General features: G+C 74.6%; 4 protein-coding genes and 2 pseudogenes. All 6 read right to left on the reverse strand.

From position 1 onward, the window contains the following. The coding region (locus ACWJ6R_RS31910) for a serine/threonine-protein kinase (RefSeq protein ID WP_449065782.1) at positions 1 to 946 on the reverse strand (946 nt) is incomplete at its 3' end. A gap of 67 nt (positions 947 to 1,013) precedes the next feature. Continuing rightward, on the reverse strand, positions 1,014 to 1,733 hold the full coding sequence (locus ACWJ6R_RS31915; protein WP_449065785.1) for an ABC transporter ATP-binding protein: 720 nt from the start codon (positions 1,731 to 1,733) through the stop codon (positions 1,014 to 1,016). Next, positions 1,734 to 2,015, reverse strand: a pseudogene (locus tag ACWJ6R_RS31920) (hypothetical protein); the annotation flags it as partial. Continuing rightward, positions 1,904 to 2,158, reverse strand: a pseudogene (locus tag ACWJ6R_RS31925) (ATP-binding cassette domain-containing protein); the annotation flags it as partial. The pseudogenes ACWJ6R_RS31925 and ACWJ6R_RS31920, both read right to left, overlap by 112 nt. Next, positions 2,155 to 3,033, reverse strand: coding sequence for an ABC transporter permease (locus ACWJ6R_RS31930; RefSeq protein WP_449065783.1), 879 nt, complete (start codon positions 3,031 to 3,033; stop codon positions 2,155 to 2,157). The pseudogene ACWJ6R_RS31925 and the gene ACWJ6R_RS31930, both read right to left, overlap by 4 nt. After that, positions 3,021 to 3,869: ABC transporter permease (locus tag ACWJ6R_RS31935; protein WP_449065784.1), on the reverse strand; the 849-nt coding region annotated here is incomplete at its 5' end. The genes ACWJ6R_RS31935 and ACWJ6R_RS31930, both read right to left, overlap by 13 nt.

Below are 3,869 nucleotides of genomic sequence, written 5' to 3' on the forward strand. Positions count from 1 at the left end.
CGCGCGCGGGGCACCGCGCCCGGTACGCGTGCGCACCGGGGACGCCCGCTCCGGCTCCCGTCCACGCGGCGGGCTCCGGCAGGGTGGGCGGACTCTGCTGCCAGACCGCCTGGACCGAGTGCGCGGTCTGCTCGGGCGCGGCCGAGCGGCCGACCAGGTGGTCGAGGAGCTGCTGGGAGGTGGGCCGGCGGGCCGGATCCTTGTCCATCGCGTAGGCCACCAGCTCGCGCAGACCGGGCTCCATGCCCTCCAGCACGGGTTCGGTGTTGAGCACCTGGTAGAGCACCGCGTGCAGGGCCTCGCCGCCGAACGGAGCCCGGCCGTTGGCCGCGAACGCGACCAGGCAGCCCCAGGAGAACACGTCGCAGGCCGGGGAGATCGGCTCGCCGCGCAGCACCTCCGGCGCCATGTAGCGGGGGGTGCCGATGATCTCGCCGGTGCCGGTGACGCCGCTGAGCGTGTCGAGGGCGCGGGCGATGCCGAAGTCGATCACCCGGGGGCCGACCGGGGAGAGCAGCACGTTGGACGGCTTCAGGTCGCGGTGCACGACCCCGGCCCCGTGGATGGCGGTCAGCGCGGTGGCCACGCCGACCGCGAGCGCGTCGAGGCTGGAGCCCCGGAGCGGGCCGCCCGCGCGCACGGACTCCTCCAGGTTCGGCCCGGGCACGAACTCGGTGACCACGTAGAGCTGGTCGCCGTCGAGCGCGGCCTCCAGCACCGCGGCCGTGCAGAACCGCCGCACCCGCTGGGCCGCGTCGGCCTCCCGCCGGAAGCGCATCCGGAACTGCTCGTGCTGGCTGTACTCCGAGTTGATCACCTTGAGCGCGACCTGCTGGCCGTCGGGGGCCTGCCCGAGGTAGACGGTTCCCATGCCGCCCCGGCCCAGCCGGCTGAGCACTCGGTATCGCCCGATCTGCAGGGGGTCGCCCGGACTGAGGTTGTTCACCGTGATACCTAACCGCAAAAACGCCGTCGTATGGGGAGCTCAGCGTACCGAGATCCCCGTGCGGGCATCAGCCCGAGACGGGAGCGACCAGGACCGGGCGGGCGACCAGGTCGACGGTGACCGGGGTGCCGGGGGCGAGCCGTACCGCGTCGTGGCCGGGGACGTCGGCGAGGACCTCCACGCCGCCGGGACCGGAAGGCGACCCGGAACCGGAAGCCGGTCCAGAACCGGAAGGCGACCCCGGACCGGAAGACGGCCCGGGATTGGAAGACGGCCCGGGACCGGAGTCCGGGGCGAGCCGGACGCGGAGCCGGGCGGAGGCGCCGCGGAACGACGAGGCCACCACCAGCGCCGTGCCCCCGGCGTCGGGCGTGACGAGCACCGCCTCGGGACGGACCAGCACGTGCACACCGGGACCGTCCGGGAGCGGGCCCTCCACCGGCAGCCGCCGGCCCAGCACGGTGACCTCCCCGCCGGACAGGCGGCCGGGGATGTGGTTCATCGTGCCGACGAACTCGGCCACGAACGGCGTCGCCGGGCGGTCGTAGACCTCGGCGGGCGGGCCCACCTGCTCCAGCCGCCCGTCGCGGAGCACCGCGACCCGGTCGGCCACCGAGAGCGCCTCCTCCTGGTCGTGGGTGACGAAGACGGTGGTGATCCCCAGGTCGAGCTGGAGCCGCCGGATCTCCTCCCGCAGCGTGACGCGGACCTTCGCGTCCAGCGCGGACAGCGGCTCGTCGAGCAGGAGCACGCGCGGCTCCAGGGCCAGCGCCCGCGCCAGGGCCACCCGCTGCTGCTGGCCGCCGGAGAGCTCGTGCGGATAGCGGTCCCCGTGCGCGGGCAGGCCGACCAGCTCCAGCAGCTCCGCCGCCCGGGCGTGCCGCCGCGCCGCGGGCGCTTGCGCACCCGCAGCCCGAAGGCCACGTTGTCGCGGGCGTTCAGGTTGGGGAAGAGCGAGTAGGACTGGAAGACCATGCCCGCGTCCCGCCGGTTGGCCGGCAGCCGGGTGACGTCCCGGCCGCCGACGAGCACGGACCCCTCGTCGGGGTGCTCGAAACCCGCGACGCAGCGCAGCGCCGTGGTCTTGCCGCAGCCGGACGGGCCGAGCAGCGCCATCAGCTCGCCGGGCTCGACGGACAGGTCCAGCCCGTCCAGGGCGACCGTGCGGCCGAACGTACGGCGCAGCCCCCGGAACTCGACACCGGCGGTCATCGGGAACTCCTTCGCTCGGCGCCGGCACCCGACAGGGCCAGCAGCAGCAGCCAGGTGAGCAGCAGGCTGAGGATCGAGACGGCCACCGAGAGCTGCCCCCGCGACCCGGAGACCGTGACGATCCAGACCGGGAAGGTCTGGTAGCCCAGGAGCGCGGCGACGGTGTACTCGCCGAGCACCAGCGCGAGGGTGAGGAACGCCGCCGAGGAGATGGCCGGCCGCAGGTTGGGGACGATCACCCGGAACACCGTGTGCGGCCACGAGGCGCCCAGGTTGCGGGCCGCCTCCACGAGCGTGCGCACGTCGATCGCGCGCAGCCCCGCGTCCAGCGACCGGTGTACGAAGGGCAGCGCCAGCACCACGTAGGCCAGCACCAGCACGACCGGGAACGACTCGTCCTGGATCGCGATCAGCGTCGCCCAGAACGGGGTGGCGGCCAGGTGGTCGGGCCCCCAGCGCAGCACCGTGCTGATCCCGGTCACGAAGGTGATCGGCGGCACCACCAGCGGGAGCGTGCAGACCACCTCCAGCACCGGCCGCAGCCGGGGCGCGCCGAGCCGTACGGCCAGCGCCGCGGGCAGGACGAGCACCAGCACCACCGCGATCGTCGCCGCGGCCAGGGCCAGGGAGAGCAGCATGCTCGTGCCGAAGCCCTCGGCGGCGAGGATCTCCGGGTAGGCGGCCAGGGAGAAGCCCCGCCGCTCGTTGTAGGCGGTGAACCAGAACGAGGCGCCCATCGGGAGCAGGAAGTAGACCGCCGCGGCCCCCAGCACCGCGCCGCGCCAGAACCGCACGCGCCGGGTACGGCCCGCCGCCCCGCCCGCCGGGGGCGCGTCTCCCGGGACTCCGGGGAGGATCGGGGTCACCGCAGCCATCGGCTGCTCCTCCTCTGCAGGGGCAGGTAGACGGCCATCACCAGGCCCGCCACGACGACCATGTCGAGGCTGAGCGCCAGCGCCACGTTCTCGTGGCCGATCAGCACGTTGCCGGTGAGCGCGTCGGCGATCTGCAGGGTGACCAGCGGGACCGAACTGCCGACCATCGCCCGGGCGGTGGCGTAGGCCGCGAACGCGCCGCCGAACAGCAGCACCACGCCGCCGAGCAGCGAGGGCGCCAGCACCGGGACGCCGATGTACCGCCAGTACTGCCAGGAGGTGGCGCCGGCGCCGCTCGCCGCCTCCCGCCACTGCGGCTTCAGCCCGTCCAGGGCGGGGACCGTCACCAGCACCATCAGCGGCACGGAGAAGTACAGGTAGACCAGGGCCAGGCCCCAGAAGGTGTAGAGGCTCCAGCCGTGCTCCTCCAGGCCGAGGAGCCGGGTGAGCACGCCCGAGTTGCCGAGCGTGGCGATCCAGGCGAACGCCAGCGGCACGCCGCCGAAGTTGGCGAGCACGCCCGAGGCGGCCAGCACCGACTCGCGCAGCGCCCGCGAGGAGGAGGTGACGACGGCCTGGGCCAGGAAGGTGCCGAGGACCGCGCCGAGCAGCGCCACCACGGCCGACAGCCGCACGCTGCCGGCCAGGGTGTCCAGGTAGGCGCCCTGGAGGCTTTCGGCCAGGTTGGCCGTGCCGAACGCCGAACCGCCGGTCGCCGGGTCCGGGACGGTGAACGCGCCGAGCAGCAGCGCGACCGCCGGGATCCCGAAGGCCAGCGCGGTGAAGGCGAGCAGCGGGACGGCGGCCGGCCAGGTCCCGGCGCGGCGGCGGGCCCG

The organism is Planomonospora algeriensis (genome assembly GCF_977012225.1).

Coding starts and splice junctions, on each gene's coding strand:
- ACWJ6R_RS31930 (WP_449065783.1), bottom strand. CDS start 3,033: ATGGCTGCGGTGACCCCGATCCTCCCCGGAGTCCCGGGAGACGCGCCC.